This is a genomic window from Ruegeria sp. CDSC081 (genome assembly GCF_059610485.1).
In genome coordinates, this window is the sequence record NZ_JBXWNS010000002.1 from 85960 (window position 1) to 104419 (window position 18460).

An 18460-nucleotide genomic window follows, 5' to 3' on the forward strand; every position below is an offset into this window, starting at 1 on the left:
GCTTCTGCTATCCCTGAAGTCACCCTGCATACAATGAAACGTTAGCTCAATAGGCACTGCCTATGAAAACGATCTTGACCGCAATCGTGCCGGCAGTTGCCGGCATCCGGGCCCGCGTCTGCTCAGAATACTAACTGGAACTACGAGGCAACGATCTACCTGTTCGCGCCCGAGACCAAAACCGCAATCGATACACCCGCATGGCAGATCAAGGACGCACTCATGTTTGGCGACGCGCTTGAGAATCTGGACTTTGCCTTTATGGAAGCCTTTGCCGCCAGTAACGGGAAATGGAGCTTTCTCACCGACTATATGTACACGGACCTGTCCCTCGGCAACGACACGCCCGAGCCTGTGCGCTCGGAGTTGAGCACGTCGATGACGACCCAGATCCTGAACGGGTAGAGCATCTTCAAATTCGACGCCCAGATATCGAACAGTACTGTCGATTTTGGTGTGACCTAGCAGCAGCTGGGCAGCGCGGAGATTGCCAGTTTTTCGATAGATTTCCGCAGCCATTGTCCGGCGCAAAGAATGCATGCCGTACCCACTCGGCTCTAACACGATGGCCGTCACCCAATCGCGGACAATTCGACCGTACTGTCGCCTCGAAATGTGTTGGCGGTCGTGAAACCGGCTGGGAAACATGAAACGGCAGCGGATCATTTCCGGTGACGTGATCCAAGGGGCAATCGTATCGCGCGTGTTTTCAGGGAGTTCGAACTGAACGGGACGCCGAGTTTTGCTTTAGATAACGGACACCCTTTCGCGAACGCGATCATCCCTCACCAGGTCGGTGACGGCCAGTTTCACCAGATCGCACCCGCGAAGCTTGCTATCAATCGACACATTGAACAGCGCAAGATCGCGCAGGTTGTCCACCAGTTCGAGCCACGCGCGGATCGCCCAAACCTGTTTCGGAAGCAGCGGCCGTTTCTGGCCGACAATCCGGCCCATATTCCAGGCTTTTCGTTTCGGAGTGACGGCGGGAAGTTGGACTCTTGGCATGATTTGCCCTCCGATCCTCCCTCCATCCCCAGACATCAGCACCGCGCTGACGAAGTTATCGTACAAGCGGAGTGAATGCCTGCTCTCGGAAGTCGGCCGAGAACACCATTTCTGCCGATGCATTCGGCAGCTACGAGCCCCTTGCCAATTGCTATTGGCGTCCGCAGCGAATGACCGCTTCAGCCCAGCGACATCTCATTCGTTTGTCCCTGTCAGAGTTGCGAACGGCGCCAGAAGAAATCCGAGGCCGTTTACTCATTCCATCAACCAAAATGACCTATTGAAACGTTTAGGTCATGTCGTGTGACACGTCACATACAACAGAATCCACTACTTCAGCTCACCCGCATTTAGAGTGACCGCAGCTACGGCAGGTCATGCATCCTTCGATCATCACCATGTCGAACTGACCGCAGGACGGGCAGGCTTTGCCGCGGGGGCCGTCGAGGTTGACCACTTGCGCCTGAGGGTCGGATTTCAGCCCCATCCCTTCGCCCTCAAGGAAGCCGATATTGATCAGGTGCTGCTCGATCACTCCGCCAATCGCGGCCAGGATCGAGGGGATGTATTTGCCTTTCACCCAGGCCCCGCCGCGCGGGTCGAATACCGCCTTGAGTTCCTCGACCACAAAGGACACATCACCGCCCCGACGGAACACGGCCGAGATCATGCGGGTCAGCGCAAGCGTCCATGCGTAATGCTCCATGTTCTTGGAGTTGATGAATACCTCGAACGGACGCCGGCGGCCGCCAATGACAATGTCATTTATGGTTAGGTAAATCGCATGCTCGCTGTCGGGCCATTTCAACTTATATGTTGACCCCTCAAGCGATTGTGGGCGGTCCAGCGGTTCAGACATATAGATGACATCGCCGCCGTCAACCTCGTGCGGCGCATCCGCGCTTTCTCCAGGAGCTTTGTCGGCACTCTCTGATACAGTCAGGACCGACCCCGTCACATCGTTGGGGCGATAGGTCGTGCACCCTTTGCAGCCCTGATCCCAGGCCTGCATGTAGACATCTTTGAAAGCGTCAAAGCTGATATCCTCGGGGCAGTTGATCGTCTTGGAAATTGAGCTGTCGATCCATTTCTGTGCCGCCGCCTGCATCTTGACATGATCAGACGGAGGCAGCGTCTGCGCGTTGACGAAATAGTCGGGCAGGTCCTTATCACCAAACTTGTCGCGCCACATCTGAACGGCGTAATCCACGACTTCTTCTTCGGTGCGTGAGCCATCTTTTTGCAGGACCTTGCGCGTATACGCATAGGCAAAGACCGGCTCGATCCCCGAAGAGACGTTGCCCGCGTACAGGGAAATCGTCCCCGTCGGGGCAATCGACGTCAGCAGCGCGTTGCGGATGCCGTGTTCGCGGATCGCATCGCGTACGTCGTCATCCATCTGCAGCATTGTGCCGCTGGCCAGGTATTTCTCGGCTTCGAACAAGGGAAACGCCCCCTTTTCCTTTGCCAAATCGACCGACGCCAGATACGCGGCGCGGGCGATTGCGTGCAACCAGCGCTCGGTCTGACGCGCCGCCTCGTCAGAGCCATAGCGTAGACCCAGCATCAACAGTGCATCGGCCAGCCCGGTGACACCCAAACCAATGCGGCGTTTATCTTGCGCCTCGGCCTCTTGTTCGGCCAGCGGGAATTTCGAGGCGTCGACCACATTGTCCATCATGCGAACGGCGGTGGCGACCAGCTCTTGCAGCGCGGCCTCATCCAGATGTGCGGCATCCTCGAACGGTCCGGCCACCAGACGCGCCAGGTTGATCGAGCCCAGCAGGCAGGCGCCATAAGGCGGCAGGGGCTGTTCGCCGCAGGGGTTCGTCGCCGCGATGGTCTCGACATAGCTGAGGTTGTTGGCCGCATTGATCCGATCGATGAAGATCACACCTGGCTCGGCATAGTCGTAAGTGGCCTGCATGATCTTGTTCCATAGATCGCGGGCCTGGATGGAGTGATAGACCTTGCCATCAAACACCAGTTCCCACGGGCCATCGGCCTTGACTGCCTCCATGAACGGATCTGTCACCAGAACCGACATGTTGAACATGCGCAGACGGGCCGGGTCGGATTTGGCGGTGATGAACTGTTCGATATCGGGATGATCGCAGCGCATGGTCGCCATCATCGCCCCACGGCGCGACCCCGCAGACATGATCGTGCGGCACATCGCGTCCCACACATCCATAAAGCTCAGCGGCCCCGAGGCGTCCGCCGCCACCCCGTGTACATCCGCGCCACGTGGACGAATGGTTGAGAAATCATAGCCGATCCCCCCACCCTGCTGCATGGTCAGGGCGGCCTCTTTCAACATATCGAAAATACCGCCCATGCTGTCTGGTATGGTTCCCATGACAAAACAGTTGAACAGGGTCACCCGGCGTGCAGTGCCCGCACCGGCGGTGATGCGTCCGGCGGGCAGATATTTGAAATCCTCCAACGCCTCAAAGAACTTGTCTTCCCAATGAGCAGGGTCCTGTTCCACGCGGGCCAGATCGCGAGCGATACGGCGCCAGCTGTCTTCAACCGTTTGGTCGATGGGTGTTCCATCCGCCTGTTTAAAGCGGTATTTCATGTCCCAGATCTGCTCGGCGATGGGGGCGGCAAAGCGGCTCATTGGTGATTCCCTGTCTTGAAAGAGGTATCCAGATTAGCCCAATTCGCACCTTCACCACAACACCTTGATGAAGCGGTGCAGAAGGCTACAATATAAAGGTAGCCTTGGGACGACTCTGTGGGAAAGCTGTGGATAAGTACGTAAACCTCATAAAACTGTCCGTCGGATCAGAAAGCGTCGACACGCTGATCGCATGGCAGGAGAGTCGCATGCCTCTGTACGAGGACGGATTGCCGCGCCACGTGACACGCATGTGGCCCAAACGCGAAGCAGAGATTCTGAATGGCGGATCAATCTATTGGGTGATCAAAGGCGTTGTGCAATGCCGTCAGCGCATCCTACGAATGGACGAAGTGATCGGGGATGACGGCATTCGCCGCTGCGCCATTATTCTGGATCCTGAGGTTCATCGCACCCAGAACGCCCTGAAGCGCCCCTTTCAGGGGTGGCGTTATCTCAAGCCCGAGGACACCCCCGCCGATCTGCCAAAAACCCGCGCGCAGGACGATGCCCTGCCCGATGATCTGAACCGCGCGCTGGCGGATATCGGCGTGCTGTAATCAGGCCAGACGGTCGAGCACCTCAGTCAGAACATCCTTGTCTTCGTCCGTATACTTGGCCACCCGGCTGCGCCATAGGGTTGCTTGCGATTGCAGGATCAGCCCGTCTGTCAGGATTTTCAGGTGGTTGGCGCGCAGGGTTTCCCCCGTTGACGTGATATCGGCAATCGCTTCGGCGGTTTCATTCATTACCGTGCCTTCGGTCGCCCCCTGGCTGTCGACCAGCGTATAATCGGCCACGCCCGCATCTGTCAGAAATTCACGCACCAACCGGTGGTATTTGGTGGCAATCCGCAGGCGGTGGCCGTGGGTCTTGCGAAAAGCCGCTGCCGCCGCGTCAAGGTCATCAAGCGTGTCCACGTCGACCCAGCAGGCTGGCGTAGCGATGATCAGATCGGCCTTGCCAAACCCAAGCGGAGATACTTCTTCGACCTGCTGTTCCCAGCGCGGCAGTTTTTCATGCACCAGATCAATTCCGGTGACGCCAAGATGAATGCGACCAGCAGCCAATTCACGCGGAATTTCCCCCGCCGATAACAGGATCAGCGAGACACCCTCGATCCCTTCCACCTTACCGGCATATTCGCGGTCCGACCCACTGCGAGACAGGGTGATGCCGCGCTTTTCGAACCACGAAAAGGTCTTTTCCATCAACCGGCCCTTTGAAGGCACGCCCAGTTTCAGGCTCATTGGGCGTCCTCCTCAATCTCCAGCATCAGGTCCGGGCGCAGCACGCCGCCAACTGCGGGGATTTCTGCCCCTTTGCCCAAGTGGCGGGTCAGTGCATCATAGCGCCCCCCAGTGGCAATGGGCGGCAAATCCGGCCGGCCCTCGGCGTAGAAACCAAAGACAAACCCATCATAATACTCCATCGAGGTCCGGCCATAAGACGCTTCGAAGTCCAACCTGTCCACATCCACGCCGCGCGCTTGCAAGGCCGCGATCCGCGCCTCAAGCCGGTCCAGTGCCGGCGTGATCTGCGGCAAGTCCACCGCCACGTCGCGCAGCTGTTCAAGCGCAAAGGGCATGGTTTCTCGGACGTTCAGCAGGGTTTCCAACCCGGCCAGTTCGTTGTCGGAAATCGGTGGGGTATCACGATCCTCACGCAGGGCTTCGATCCGCGCCTGAATTTCAGAGGCGCGGCGCTTGCCGATCATAGGCGCGTCGGTTGCCAAAGGGTCAGTAGCCTCGAGTAAGGTCTTGCGTCCTTCAGGCCCCGGCTTGCGCCCAGCGAAACGGTCCAGCAAGACGCGAAAACGGCGGGGCCGCCACAGATGACGCATCAGGGCCGCCTTGCGCCGGTCGGAAGTCCTCAACCCCTGGACAGCAGCGGTCAGAATACCGATATCCCCGGTTGCCGCCCGCAGGGGCAACCCACGCAGTTGCAGCGCAAACAGCGAAAACACTTCGGCATCTGCACTGGCCGGATCGGTGCGATCAAACACCTCATACCCGACCTGGATATATTCATTCGCGCGATCCGGATCGTGTTCCTGCCGCCGAAACACCTCACCCGAATAGGTATAGCGCGCCGGTTCGGCACCGTCGGACATGTGCATTTGCACCACCGGCAGCGTAAAATCCGGGCGCAGCATTTGTTCACCATGCAACGCATCCGAGGTCACGTAAGCACGGGCACGAATGTCTTCCCCATAGAGGCCCAGCAACGTTTCAGCCGGTTGCAACAGAGGCGGATCAACAACCCGGGCACCTGCGGTCTCGAAACGCACCCGCATCATTGCTGCGCGCGTCTGTATCTGAGTACGGTTGGCCATGGCTCAGTCCTGATTGTCCAGAATTTCGCGCACCTTGGCGACCAGATCACCGCGCGGAACCTCGAACTGGCTTGGGCGTTCTTTCCATTCCTCAAGCGTGGCGCTTTCGGCGATCTTTGCACCAAGGATCAGGTCCTTGATCTGCACGATCCCATTCGCCTTTTCGTCGCCACCTTCGATGACCGCAATGGGTGAGTTCCGCTTGTCCGCATATTTCAGCTGATTGCCAAAATTCTTGGGGTTGCCTAGATACACCTCGGCCCGGATACCTGCATTGCGCAGCTCGGCCACCATGGCCTGATAATCCGCCATGCGGTCGCGATCCATCACGGTGACAACCACAGGTCCCTTGGCCTGTGCGCTGATCCGCCCCTTTTCGCGCAGAGCAGCCAACAGGCGGTCGACACCAATGGAGACACCAGTCGCTGGCACTTCCTGTCCAGTGAAACGCTTGACCAGATCGTCATAGCGCCCGCCGCCTGCGACAGAGCCGAACTGCCGCTTGCGGCCTTTCTCGTCAAAGATATCAAAGGTCAACTCGGCCTCATAGACCGGACCGGTGTAATAGCCCAACCCACGCACGACCGATGGGTCAATCTCGATCCGATCCGCGCCATAGCCGCCAGCTTCCAGCAAGGTCCCGATCTGTTCCAGTTCGCCAATGCCATCCGCACCGATTTGGCTGTCGCCCACGGCGGCACGCAGATTGGCCAACGTTCCTGTGGTATCTGCAGCTTTGGAGGTCAGGAAGGCGATGACCGGTTCTGCCTGATCATCGCTTAGACCCACGCCGTCGATGAAGGCACCTGACGCGTCCAAACGACCCTTGGTCAGCAATTCGCGCACGCCTGCTTTGCCCACCTTATCGAACTTGTCGATGGTGCGCAGCACGCTGTCACGGGCGGCGGCGTCTTCGCCCAGACCCATCGCCTCGAGCACGCCGTTCAGTACCTTGCGATTATTCACCCGCACCAGATAGTCACCGCGCGGGATGCCCACGGTTTCCAGCGTATCCGACAACATGGCGCAAATCTCGGCATCCGCCGCCATTGATGCGGTACCCACCGTATCCGCATCACATTGATAAAACTGACGAAACCGCCCCGGCCCGGGCTTTTCGTTACGCCAGACCGGACCCATCGCATAGCGGCGATAGGGTGTGGGCAGATCGTTGCGGTGCTGCGCGTAGACTCGGGCCAGAGGCGCGGTCAGGTCATAGCGCAGGGCCATCCAATCGCCCTTGTCGTTCTCATCGAATTCCTGCCAGGCAAAGACGCCTTCGTTCGGGCGATCCACGTCAGGCAGGAACTTGCCCAGCGCTTCGACCGTTTCGACCGCGCTGCTCTCCAAAGCATCAAAGCCATAGCGATGATAGACACCCGCGATAGTCCGCAGCATCTCGGTGCGCTGCGTGACTTCCTCGCCAAAATAGTCGCGAAACCCTTTCGGCGTCACGGCCTTGGGGCGGGGCTGTTTCTTGGGCTTGGCCATTTGGGGCGTCCTTGGGCGTTAAGTGTTCCGCGCGCGGTCTATCCCATGGCCCGTTTCGGGGCAAGGCGCGCTTTCGCTGGCCTTGCACAGCCGGTGCCGTTATGACCGGCCCGAGACAGGAGTTTCCAATGCAACATCTGGAAGAGCAGATCGCCCATCTGACCCGCACGGTCGAAGATCTGAACACAATCGTCACGCGCCAGCAGGATGAGATCGACAACTTGACCCGCCGGGTTGAGGTGCTGATGCGCCGCGAAGGTGAACGGGCACAAGAAGGATCAGGCGGCATCATCCTAGGAGACGAACGCCCACCGCATTACTGAGCGATTACAAGCCGAGCGTCGTTTTCACCGCATTGTCGACAACCCCACCCAACAGGGCATGCTGGTCCTCGGCGCAGCCCTCTCTCAATGCGGCTATGAAGGTCTCGCGCAGTTTCGCTTTGTCCTCGTTCGTGCTTGCGTGATCATTGATATCAATCTGGCGGTTATAGATCGACAGTGCTGTCATCTTCTCGACAACCGCAAAGATATAGGCCTCATCACCGTCCGACTCTTCAACCACCGTTGCACAGGTATGATACATGACGGGCAATGCGTCCTGAACCATTTGTTCAGCAGCTTCGTCGGCGATGGCCATGCCCGGAACGATCATGCACAGGCTTGCGAGAGCGGTTTTCATTTGGGTCAAACGCATCGTAGTCATTTCCAGTTATGTCCAATAAGGGCACCGGCCACGCCGCCGATTGCCGCGCCCTTGCCATCACCAATCAAAGCACCGACGCCCGCCCCGATCAACGCGCCTTCGATGGTGTTCTTTTTCTTCTTGTCGTCCGCCACCGCCGACCCGGCGGTGACCAAGGCCATCGACGCGGCCAATATCAATGTTCGAAAACCGAAATGTGGGATCGTCATATGGTTGCCCTCCTGTGGCATCACCAGAAAATCTCTTTCAGTCCTCAGCCTATCCGGCGGGCGAATGTCAGGCAACTTTTCCGGGGCGGTCAGATTTCCTCAACCGACATCACGCCGTCCAGCGACTTGATCGCCCCTTTGATCTGCGGGTTGATCGGGAATTCCTGGCCAAGGTCCATCTCGACATCTCCCGGCAGGCCAGGATCAAGCAGGCACAGATGGATAGGCCCTTTCGCAGCCCCCTTGGCTGCGCCAGCGGCATCTTCCAGAACTTTGGCAACTGTGGGCAGAACCTGCGGCTGATTAACAAAAATGCGCAGCCCGGTCGCCCCTGCCTCGGCCACGACCGCATCTACCGGCCCGACGGACCGGCCTAGAAGTTTGAGTTGATCGGCCTCCATCGTTGCTTCGGCGGTCAGCACCACCTGTGCACCGGTTTCCAGAAACTCACGGGATTTCTCCAGCGTTTCGGAAAACAGTGTGACCTCATAGGCACCTGTAGGGTCAGAAAGTTGGGCAAAGGCAAACCGGTTTCCGCGCGCAGATTTCCGTTCCTGCCGCCCAGCCACTACACCGGCCATCTTGGCGATCAGCGGACCCGAGCGTGCCTTTTCCATCACCTCATCCAGTGTCAGTACCTGCTTGCGTTTTAGGGCAGGCATATAATCATCCAGCGGGTGGCCGGACAGGTAAAATCCGATGGCCTTGAACTCTTCGCTCAAACGCTCGGCAGGCAACCAGTCCGGCGTCGGCGAAAGGCGTGGCTCGGGCAGGTCGTCGCCCGCCTCGCCGAACAGCGATACCTGGTTCGAGTTCTTCTGATCGTGGATCGCAGCTGAATATTGCACCAGTGGATCAAGGCTTTCGAAGACGCGGCGGCGGTTCTTGTCGAGTTCATCAAACGCGCCAGCACGCGCCAGCATTTCCAAGGGCCGCTTGCCGACCTTCTTCAGATCAACGCGGCGGGCAAAGTCGAAGAGGTTGACGAACGGTTTGCCTGCACGTCCTTCTACTACCAAATTCATCGCCTCAACGCCGACGTTTTTCAACGCGCCCAGCGCGTAAACCAGATGCTGATCCACCACGTCAAACGTGGATTGCGAGCGGTTCACGCAGGGCGGTATGTAAGGCAGTTCCAACCCTTTGCGGACTTCCTCGAAGTAAACCGCCAGCTTGTCAGTCAGATGGATATCGCAGTTCATGACCCCGGCCATGAACTCGACCGGGTGGTTCGCCTTCAACCAGCCGGTCTGATAGCTGACCACGGCATAGGCGGCAGCGTGGGATTTGTTGAAGCCATAGTTGGCGAATTTATCCAACAGGTTCCAGACCTCGGTCGCCTTAGCCTCGTCCACGTCATTCTCAGCAGCGCCTTTGAGGAACTTAGGCCGCTCGGCATCCATCGCCTCCTGAATTTTCTTACCCATCGCGCGGCGCAGCAAATCCGCTCCGCCAAGGCTATAGCCCGCCATTTCCTGAGCGATCTGCATAACCTGTTCCTGGTAGACGATAATGCCTTGGGTTTCGTCCAGGATATGGTCGATGGAAGGGTGCAGCGTGTCCCGTTCGCTCAGCTTGTTCTTGACCTCGCAGAACTTGGGGATGTTCTCCATCGGGCCCGGACGGTATAGCGCGACGAGGGCGATGATATCCTCGATACAATCCGGTTTCATCCGCTTGAGCGCATCCATCATGCCCGAGGATTCCACCTGGAACACCGCTACGGTCTTGGCCGCTGAGTAGAGTTTGTAAGTCGCTTCATCATCCAGCGGGATGGCGTTGATCTGGTTCGCGGCCCCCTCGGCGGCTTCGTACAGCTCGGTGCCATCAGCAGCGATGTGCAGGTCGCGCCCGGATTTGAAGATCAGATCCATCGCATTCTGGATCACGGTCAGGGTTTTCAGACCCAGAAAGTCGAATTTAACCAGACCGGCCTGTTCTACCCATTTCATGTTGAATTGGGTCGCAGGCATGTCGGAACGCGGATCCTGATACAGCGGCACCAGCGCATCCAGCGGACGGTCGCCAATCACCACACCAGCCGCGTGGGTCGACGCGTTTCGCAACAGCCCCTCGACCTGCTGGCCATAAGTCAGCAGACGGTCCACAACCTCCTCGTTACGCGCCTCTTCCCGCAGCCGGGGTTCATCTTTCAACGCCTTCTCGATGGAGACGGGTTTGACGCCTTCCACCGGGATCATCTTGGACAGGCGATCCACCTGCCCATATGGCATCTGCAAAACCCGCCCGATGTCACGCACGGCGGCCTTCGACAGCAGCGCGCCAAAAGTTATGATCTGCCCAACCTTGTCGCGCCCATATTTCTGCTGCACGTAGCGGATCACCTCTTCGCGGCGGTCCATGCAGAAGTCGATATCGAAGTCAGGCATCGATACCCGTTCGGGGTTCAGGAAACGTTCGAACAGCAGCGAATAACGCAACGGATCAAGGTCGGTGATCGTCAGCGCATAGGCCACCAGCGACCCCGCGCCCGAGCCCCGCCCCGGCCCAACCGGGATGTCCTGATCCTTTGACCATTGGATGAAATCGGCAACGATCAGGAAATAACCCGGAAACCCCATGCCCTCGATGATGTCCAGTTCGAAATCCAGCCGCTTCTGATACTCTTCAGGGGTTACCGCATGCGGGATCACGGCCAGACGTTTCTGCAGACCTTCATTGGCTATGCGGCGCAGCTCGGCCACCTCGTCATCGGCGAATTTCGGCAGGATCGGATCGCGGCGATAGGCCATGAACGCACAGCGCCTGGCGATCTCGACCGTGTTTTCGATTGCTTCGGGCAGATCGGCGAACAGGGTCGCCATTTCCTGCTGCGACTTGAAATAATGCTGTGCGGTCAGACGGCGGCGGCCATCCTGCTGATCGACATAAGCACCCTCGGCAATACAGATCAGCGCATCATGCGCTTCGTACATGTCCGTGGTCGGGAAGTAGACATCGTTGGTAGCCACCAGCGGCAGGTTCTTGGCATAGGCCATTTCAACATGGCCGCGCTCGGTCAGACGTTCGGCCTCGGGCTGACCACCCTCGCCTGGATGGCGCTGTAGTTCGACATACAGACGATCCGGGAACATGGTTGCAAGGCGATCCACCAAGACCTCGGCCGCTGGGCGCTGCCCTTGCTGCAACAAGCGACCCACCGGTCCGTCGGGGCCGCCAGACAGGCAGATCAGACCATCCGAGCGCTCTGCCAGTTCATCCAATGTCACCTGCGGCAACTGCCCGCCCTTGTCCACATACAGGCAAGAGCTGAGCTTCATTAGGTTTTCATACCCGACCTCTGACTGCGCCAGCAGCACCAGCGGCGCGGGGGCTTTCGCTTTCTCGCCCGGTTGCGCCTGCAGATAGGTCAGATCGACCTGGCACCCCATGATCGGCTGAACGCCCGCTCCGCTGGCGGTGACCGAAAACTCCAACGCAGAGAACATGCTGTTGGTGTCCGTGACGGCGACGGCGGGCATCTCAAGCTTTTCACACAGACCAGGCAGCTTTTTCAGCCGCACGGCGCCTTCCAGCAGGGAATATTCGGTGTGAACGCGGAGGTGGATGAATCGTGGAGTGCTGCTCATGCCGCCCACGCTATCGCAGCCGGTGATGGTACAAAAGCCTGAACCGTAGGTTCGGATTGCCAAAAAAACATGCGCTGATTGTTCGGGAAATCCATAAGGTGCTTCGGACTCTGAGGGTGAAATATACTGCAAAACCTTTTAATTTCAATGTGATGAGCATCGAAACCATATGAAACACAAGGATCGGACCAATGAAATGATACATCAGAAGCGCGGTTTTTCTTGCCAGATTGGCTGCGCTGTTTCTAACATCTAATGGCAAGCTATCCGCCCGCACTCTTTCTACGTCGCATCGAAGGAGAGCATTCAGAGGCGCAATTCGGTAACGCGACGGGTTTCACGAATGGATATCACGTTTCTTCTGAACGGAGAGACAGTGGAGTTGGCGAATGTCGATCCGACAGTCACCTTGTTGGATTGGCTGCGCGAGGATCGCTCTCTGACCGGCACCAAAGAGGGCTGCAACGAAGGTGATTGCGGTGCCTGCACTGTCATGGTGACGGATCAGGGGGGAGCCAAAGCTCTGAACTCCTGCATTCTGTTCCTGCCTCAGCTCCACGGCAAAGCGGTGCGCACCGTCGAAGGCGCCAGCAGCTCGGACGGGAAGGCCCACCCGGTTCAGCAGGCAATGGTTGATCTGCACGGGTCGCAATGTGGCTTTTGCACCCCCGGCTTTGTAATGTCGATGGTGGCCGGGCATGCGAATGGTGCAACCGATCACGACACACAGCTGGCCGGGAACCTGTGCCGCTGCACGGGCTATGCGCCGATTATCCGTGCCGCCAAAGCCGCCGAAAAGCACCCTGTTCCCGTCTGGGTCAAGGACAAGCCTGACGCAGCACCCGCCGCGTCTCCTATGCTGCCGCGGTCCTCGGACGAGCTTGCCGCCATTTATGCCGAACACCCAGAGGCCACCCTGGTCGCTGGCGCGACCGATGTAGGCCTTTGGGTCACCAAACAGTTGCGCGACCTGAAAACAGTAATCTTCATGAACGGTTGCGATGATCTGAAACAGATCACGGTTACTGACAATGAAATTCGTCTTGGTGCCATGGTCGATATGAACCGCATGGGCGAAGCGCTGGGGGATCTGCACCCCTCTTATGCTGAAATGATCCGCCGCTATGCCAGCGTACAGGTGCGGCACGCCGCAACCGTCGGCGGTAATATCGCCAATGGGTCACCAATCGGTGACAACCCACCTGCACTGATTGCCCTCGGCGCCAGCCTGCACCTGCGCAAAGGTGACACAAGGCGAACGCTGCCCTTGGAAGAGTTCTTCATCGACTATGGAAAACAGGATCGCGTACCCGGAGAATTCGTCGAAGCCGTAAGCTTCCCGCGCCAGGCGGATCGGTTGAAATGCTACAAGCTCAGCAAGCGGTTTGATCAGGATATCTCGGCCGTTTGTGGATGTTTCAACATTACCGTTGCAGAAGGTACCGTCACTCAGGCGCGAATCGCATTTGGCGGCATGGCGGGCGTACCGAAACGCGCCACTCAAGTCGAAGCTTCGTTGACCGGCAAGCCATGGACAGCTGCTACAGTTCAATCCGCTCTGACGATGTTTGCCGAGGATTACGCGCCAATGTCAGATATGCGCGCCTCGGCTCATTACCGCCTTGAGGCGGCAAAAGCGATGCTGGAACGTTATTTCCTTGAAGATCAGGGCCAGGTAACCAATGTGCTGGAGGTGTCGGCATGAGCGTGACAAAACCACTGCCTCATGACGCCGCGCCGCTACATGTCTCCGGTTCGGCCCGCTATGTGGACGATATCCCAACACCAAAAGGCACGTTGCATCTGGCCTTTGGTCTCAGTCCCATCGCCAAGGGCACAATCGCCGCGATTGACCTGTCTGCAGTCAAAGCCGCCGACGGTGTCGTCATGGTGATGACCGCCGAAGACCTGCCCTTTGCGAATGATGTTTCACCGTCCATTCACGATGAACCTTTGTTGTCGGACGGCTCTGTCCACTATATCGGGCAGCCCGTGTTTCTGGTTGTCGCCACCAGCCATCTGGCCGCGCGCAAAGCTGCACGACTGGGCAAGATCGACTATACTGAAGAAACACCAATTCTGACGATTGAAGAGGCGCTGGCCGCCGACAGTCGGTTCGAGGACGGCCCGCGCATCTACACCAAAGGTGATGCAGACGCCGCCATTGCAGGCGCGGCGCATGTGATCGAAGGCAGTTTTGAGCTTGGCGGGCAAGAGCATTTCTATCTGGAAGGTCAGGCTGCACTGGCGGTGCCGAATGAGGGTGCTGATATGCTGGTCCACAGTTCAACCCAGCACCCGACTGAGATTCAGCACAAAGTGGCAGAGGCTCTGGGCGTTCCCATGCATGCTGTGCGCGTTGAAACCCGGCGCATGGGCGGCGGGTTCGGGGGCAAGGAAAGCCAGGGCAACGCTCTGGCTGTTTCCTGCGCAGTGGCTGCGCGGGCAACCGGCACAGCCTGCAAGATGCGCTATGACCGCGATGACGACATGATCATCACCGGTAAGCGGCATGCCTTTCGCATTAGCTATAGGGCCGGGTTCGATCAGGATGGGCATATTCAGGGGGTATCCTTTCTGCACCACGCCATATGCGGATGGGCACAAGACCTGTCGCTGCCCGTCGCGGACCGGGCGATGCTGCATTCCGACAATGCGTATCTGCTGCCCAATGCGCGGATCGAAAGTCACCGGCTGAAAACCAACACCCAATCTGCCACCGCCTATCGGGGGTTTGGAGGCCCTCAGGGTATGGTTGGAATCGAACGCGTCATGGACCACGCCGCGCATGAGCTGGGTCTGGACCCGGTCGAACTGCGCCGCAGGAACTATTACGCTGCTCCGGCGGGTACCGATGACCATGCCCCTGATCGCAATGGCGGCGATACGCCAAACACCACCCCTTATGGCATGGAAGTCGAAGATTTCGAACTTCACGGCATGACCGAAGCCTTGTTGAATTCCAGCGACTATGCCGCGCGCAAGGCAGCAATTCAGAAATGGAATGCCGAGAACAGCGTGATCAAAAAGGGCATCGCCTTCTCTCCGGTCAAGTTCGGCATTTCCTTCACCCTGACCCATCTGAATCAGGCCGGCGCGCTGGTGCATGTGTACCAGGACGGGTCCGTGCACCTGAACCATGGCGGCACCGAGATGGGCCAGGGCCTGTTTCAAAAAGTGGCCCAGGTTGCCGCCTCACGCTTTGGTATTCCGCTAGAGATGGTGAAGATCACCGCCACAGACACGGCCAAAGTGCCGAACACCTCGGCAACGGCGGCATCCTCGGGAAGCGATCTCAACGGCATGGCGGTGAAAGCCGCCTGTGACACAATCCGCGACCGGATGGCAGAGTATCTGGCCGAGCGACATCAGGCCGACCCGTCGGCTGTCACCTTCGGGGATGGTCATGTATCGGTTGGTGAGGAACGCTATACCTTTGCCGAAGCGGCTGCGCTGACCTATCAGGGCCGCATCAGCCTTTCGGCCACCGGCTTCTATAAGACACCCAAGATCGAATGGGACCGGATCAAAGGCCAAGGTCGTCCGTTTTTCTACTTCGCCTATGGCGCCTCGATCACCGAAGTTGCCGTGGACACACTAACCGGTGAGAACCGCATCTTGCGCACGGATATCCTGCATGACGCGGGCGCGTCGCTGAACCCTGCGCTGGATATCGGTCAGGTCGAAGGTGGCTATGTGCAGGGCGCGGGTTGGTTGACGACCGAAGAACTCGTCTGGGATGGCACAGGCAATCTGCGCACCCATGCGCCATCGACCTACAAGATCCCGGCTTGTTCCGACCGCCCCGACATCTTCAACGTTGCGCTTTGGGAGGCTGAAAACCGTGAGGACACGATCTATCGCTCGAAAGCGGTAGGCGAACCTCCATTCATGCTTGGGATATCCGCTTGGCTGGCACTGTCGAATGCGGTGGCGGCCTGCGGAAACAGCTACCCCGCATTGGATGCCCCCGCCACGGCAGAAGAAGTCTGGCATGGTGTCCAAAGGATGAAGGGGGACGACTGATGGGATTTGACCTTGAGACTTTGAGGGAGGCGGTCAAAACCCATGGGCGCGTGATCCGGGTAGTCATCGCCGGGATCAAGGGCTCGTCCCCACGTGAGGTTGGTGCCGCAATGCTGGTCTGGCAGGACGGGCAATCCGGCACGATCGGCGGCGGCACACTTGAGTTTCAGGCAGCCGAAGCGGCGCGGATACAAACCGCCCAATCGCGCCTGACCCATCACGCGCTTGGCCCCGACATGGGCCAGTGCTGCGGTGGCGCTGTTTCCTTGCTAAGCGAGGTCTATGACCGCAACAACATCAACGATCTGGACGACAGCATCATCGCGCGACCAACATCGGGCCAGGACATGCCACTGTCGGTCAAACGCCTGTTGACCGAAGCCCGCGGACAGGGGATTGCACCAGAGGCACAGCTGATCGAAGGCTGGATGGTCGAGCCGGTCCACAAACCCGCGCGTACACTGTGGGTCTGGGGCGCGGGTCACGTCGGTCGCGCCTTGGTGGATGTCCTGTCACCGCTGCCCGATCTCGCAATCACCTGGGTCGATACAGGATCCAAGCGGTTTCCGGAAACCGTACCGAACGGAGTCACCGCCGTCCCTGCCGCGAAACCAGCGGAACTGGTTCGGCATGCGCCGCGTGATGCTGAACATCTGGTGCTGACTTATTCACACAATCTGGACTTGGAATTGTGCAACCGTCTGCTTTCGCACGATTTCCGCTTTGCGGGGCTGATCGGCTCGGCTACGAAATGGGCGCGGTTCCGGTCGCGGCTGGCGGCGCTGGGGCACTCGCCCGAGCGGATCAGCCGGATCACCTGCCCGATTGGCGACCCGGGCCTAGGCAAGCACCCGCAGATGATTGCCGTGGGCGTCGCAGCACAACTGCTGCGCCCGATCGGGCAAAACAATTTGAAGAAGGATCTGAGCGCGTGACCACTCCACTGCTAAGTTTGCAAGGACTGACCAAAGCCTATCCCGGCGTCGTGGCCAATGATCAGGTGTCCTTTGACATCGGTGAGGGCGAAGTTCATGCCCTGTTGGGCGAAAACGGCGCGGGGAAATCCACGCTGGTCAAAATGATCTATGGCTTGGTGAAGCCAGACAGCGGCACCATGCTGTTGCGTGGCCAACCCTTTGCTCCGCCCGAGCCGCGTGCCGCGCGTGCTGACGGAATCGCGATGGTATTTCAGCATTTTTCGCTGTTCGACGCGCTGAACGTGGCCGAGAACATCGCATTGGGGATGGAGAACCCGCCACCAATGGGCGACCTGGCCTCGCGCATTCGGGAAGTTTCGGAAACCTACGGCCTACCGCTGGACCCCTTTCGTACAGTCGGTGACCTGTCTGCGGGGGAACGCCAACGGGTTGAGATCATTCGCTGCCTTCTGCAGGATCCAAAGCTTTTGATCATGGATGAACCGACCAGTGTTCTGACTCCGCAAGAAGTCGATATCCTTTTCGAAACGCTGAATAAATTGCGGTCTGAAGGCACATCGATCCTGTATATCTCGCACAAGCTTGAAGAAATCCGCACCCTATGCGACCACGCTACGATCTTGCGTCTGGGCAAGAATGTGGGCGAATGCGTTCCGTCTGAAACCTCGGCCCGGGAGATGGCCGAGTTGATGGTCGGTTCAACCCTGCAAACACCTGAGCGCGGAGGCCGCGAGTTCGGCGAGGTCGCGCTGGATGTCAGCGGGCTTTCCGTGCCCTCACCGTCTGAATTCGGCACCGCGCTGAAGAATGTCCACATGACAGTTCGCAAGGGCGAAGTGCTGGGAATTGGCGGTGTTGCCGGCAACGGACAGGACGAACTGCTGGGTGTCCTGTCTGGCGAAATCCAGACAGCTGCCGATGCGATCAAATTCGATGGCCAGCCGATTGGCAAACTGGGCCCAACCGCACGGCGCAAGCTGGGCGTACTGACCGCCCCCGAAGAGCGGTTGGGACATGCAGCCGCCCCAGACATGAGCCTGACCGAAAACGCCCTGCTGACCGGATCGGTCCGCGAAGGGTTGGAAAGCAACGGGTTCTTGAAATGGGCAGATACCAAGAGCTTTGCTGAAAAGATCATCAGCGCCTTTGATGTGCGCACGCCGGGGCCCGAGAATGCGGCCCGGTCATTGTCAGGCGGCAACCTACAGAAATTCGTGATCGGACGCGAAGTGTTGCAGAACCCCGATGTGCTGGTCGTGAACCAACCCACATGGGGGGTGGACGCCGCTGCCGCTGCGTCGATCCGACAGGCCATTCTGGACCTTGCCGCCAAGGGCACGGCGGTGGTCTGCATCAGCCAGGATCTGGACGAATTGATGGAAATCTCGGACAGCTTTGCCGCCCTGAACGAAGGCAGGCTCAGCGCGCCACGCACAACCACGGGTCTGACCGTGGATGAGATCGGCCTGATGATGGGCGGTGCACATGGCATGGAGGTAGCCCATGTCTGATGCAAAACAAAATATGACGACGGG

The 18460-nt window shown here is 58.7% G+C and carries 14 protein-coding genes and 1 pseudogene; 7 read left to right on the forward strand and 8 right to left on the reverse strand.

The features are described from left to right. The first annotated feature begins 96 nt into the window (after positions 1-96). On the forward strand, positions 97-405 hold the full coding sequence (locus AC2FH9_RS03390) for a hypothetical protein (protein ID WP_496749426.1): 309 nt from the start codon (positions 97-99) through the stop codon (positions 403-405). Here the strand turns inward: AC2FH9_RS03390 and AC2FH9_RS03395 are convergent. Further along, positions 391-1008 (reverse strand): annotated as a pseudogene (locus tag AC2FH9_RS03395) (tyrosine-type recombinase/integrase); the annotation flags it as partial. The gene AC2FH9_RS03390 and the pseudogene AC2FH9_RS03395 sit on opposite strands and share 15 nt — an antisense overlap. Before the next feature lie 340 nt (positions 1009-1348). Next, positions 1349-3631, reverse strand: a complete 2283-nt coding sequence (locus AC2FH9_RS03400) for an adenosylcobalamin-dependent ribonucleoside-diphosphate reductase (protein ID WP_496870779.1) — start codon at positions 3629-3631, stop codon at positions 1349-1351. 128 nt (positions 3632-3759) lie between these two features. Here AC2FH9_RS03400 and AC2FH9_RS03405 point away from each other — a divergent pair, with 128 nt between their 5' ends. Then, positions 3760-4191: a DUF1489 family protein gene (locus AC2FH9_RS03405; protein WP_281973647.1), complete on the forward strand. Its 432-nt coding sequence runs from the start codon at positions 3760-3762 to the stop codon at positions 4189-4191. On the opposite strand, the gene hisG is transcribed toward AC2FH9_RS03405, so the two are convergent. Genes hisG through hisS form a run of 3 tightly spaced genes read right to left on the reverse strand, consistent with a single transcriptional unit; the run spans position 4192 to position 7457 of the window. After that, positions 4192-4881 (reverse strand): ATP phosphoribosyltransferase, encoded by a 690-nt coding sequence (hisG, locus tag AC2FH9_RS03410; protein ID WP_271952535.1) that lies wholly within the window; start codon positions 4879-4881, stop codon positions 4192-4194. Beyond that, the gene (locus tag AC2FH9_RS03415) at positions 4878-5966 is read right to left on the reverse strand and encodes an ATP phosphoribosyltransferase regulatory subunit (protein WP_496870780.1); all 1089 of its coding nucleotides are present in this window, start codon (positions 5964-5966) and stop codon (positions 4878-4880) included. The genes hisG and AC2FH9_RS03415 overlap by 4 nt, the downstream gene beginning before the upstream one ends. 3 nt (positions 5967-5969) lie before the next feature. Continuing rightward, the gene (gene hisS / locus AC2FH9_RS03420) at positions 5970-7457 is read right to left on the reverse strand and encodes a histidine--tRNA ligase (RefSeq protein ID WP_496870782.1); all 1488 of its coding nucleotides are present in this window, start codon (positions 7455-7457) and stop codon (positions 5970-5972) included. Between the two features lie 128 nt (positions 7458-7585). On the opposite strand from hisS, the gene AC2FH9_RS03425 reads away from it, so the two are divergent. Continuing rightward, entirely contained in the window at positions 7586-7780 is a 195-nt protein-coding gene (locus AC2FH9_RS03425; RefSeq protein ID WP_142638896.1) for a SlyX family protein, read from the forward strand. Between the two features lie 4 nt (positions 7781-7784). Here AC2FH9_RS03425 and AC2FH9_RS03430 read toward each other — a convergent pair whose 3' ends face one another. The 3 genes from AC2FH9_RS03430 to dnaE form a co-directional block, all read right to left on the reverse strand. Next, on the reverse strand, positions 7785-8138 hold the full coding sequence (locus tag AC2FH9_RS03430) for a hypothetical protein (RefSeq protein WP_496870783.1): 354 nt from the start codon (positions 8136-8138) through the stop codon (positions 7785-7787). Positions 8139-8158: 20 nt separating this feature from the next. Then, entirely contained in the window at positions 8159-8371 is a 213-nt protein-coding gene (locus tag AC2FH9_RS03435) for a YMGG-like glycine zipper-containing protein (protein WP_496679382.1), read from the reverse strand. An 89-nt stretch (positions 8372-8460) separates the two neighbouring features. Next, positions 8461-11961 (reverse strand): DNA polymerase III subunit alpha, encoded by a 3501-nt coding sequence (gene dnaE / locus AC2FH9_RS03440; RefSeq protein ID WP_496870785.1) that lies wholly within the window; start codon positions 11959-11961, stop codon positions 8461-8463. Between the two features lie 343 nt (positions 11962-12304). Between dnaE and xdhA the strand changes: the two genes are divergently transcribed. From xdhA to AC2FH9_RS03460, 4 genes are read left to right on the forward strand one after another with little or no spacing between them, the layout of a single operon-like run. After that, positions 12305-13666: a xanthine dehydrogenase small subunit gene (gene xdhA / locus AC2FH9_RS03445; RefSeq protein ID WP_496870786.1), complete on the forward strand. Its 1362-nt coding sequence runs from the start codon at positions 12305-12307 to the stop codon at positions 13664-13666. Next, on the forward strand, positions 13663-15987 hold the full coding sequence (xdhB, locus tag AC2FH9_RS03450; protein ID WP_496709678.1) for a xanthine dehydrogenase molybdopterin binding subunit: 2325 nt from the start codon (positions 13663-13665) through the stop codon (positions 15985-15987). Before xdhA ends, xdhB begins: the two co-directional genes overlap by 4 nt. Beyond that, entirely contained in the window at positions 15987-16922 is a 936-nt protein-coding gene (gene xdhC, locus AC2FH9_RS03455; protein ID WP_496793080.1) for a xanthine dehydrogenase accessory protein XdhC, read from the forward strand. Before xdhB ends, xdhC begins: the two co-directional genes overlap by 1 nt. Continuing rightward, positions 16919-18436, forward strand: coding sequence for an ABC transporter ATP-binding protein (locus tag AC2FH9_RS03460; protein WP_142638946.1), 1518 nt, complete (start codon positions 16919-16921; stop codon positions 18434-18436). Before xdhC ends, AC2FH9_RS03460 begins: the two co-directional genes overlap by 4 nt. Positions 18437-18460 lie beyond the last annotated feature (24 nt).